The sequence below is a fragment of the Lysinibacillus sp. PWR01 genome, assembly GCF_043359455.1.
Lineage (GTDB): Bacteria > Bacillota > Bacilli > Bacillales_A > Planococcaceae > Lysinibacillus > Lysinibacillus fusiformis_F.
This window is the reverse complement of record NZ_JBHERJ010000061.1, coordinates 1-496: the sequence shown is the minus strand read 5'-3', so window position 1 is coordinate 496 and position 496 is coordinate 1. Positions and strand designations below refer to the sequence as shown.

Annotated in this window: 1 protein-coding gene; it reads right to left on the bottom strand. The window is 38.3% G+C overall.

Annotated elements, in window-relative coordinates; all coding sequences use genetic code 11:
- Window positions 1–496: IS110 family transposase (locus ACEVFT_RS12335; protein WP_393950075.1), on the bottom strand; the 496-nt coding region annotated here is incomplete at both ends.

The window sequence follows — 496 nt, the reverse complement described above, 5'->3', positions numbered from 1 at the left end:
CTTCTAATAATGTAATAGCTTTAGCCTCCGCACGCATTAGCGAGAGGTTTTTTCGCGTATTGGCCTTTAAACGATTTTTAATCATCGTTTTTGAATGGGCTTGTAAAAGTGCGGGGTGTGGATAGAGTTGTACAATATTTAAAAATAGTGCTGAACTCGGTGTAATCAGCTTTTCTAATTCTGGAAAACTCAGCTGTAAAATGGCATGCATTCTACTTTTGAGTAAAATGATTTCTTCATCAATTTCATCGTAGTAACGAGTCAGTGCACGCATCTGTTCATAATAATCGTCTTGTATGTACGTTATTTCGCGTTCCATTTTAAAATGAGTCTTCGCAAGTTCATGGGCATCACTAATATCGGTTTTATGACGACGCATCGTTGCCATCTGTAAATTCGCTTCAAGTGGATTCATGCGGCAGTATGCGTAGCCGTAATCTTTGAAAAATGCTTCGATAGGTTTTGAATAGGTACCTGTTGCTTCAAATACGATAGC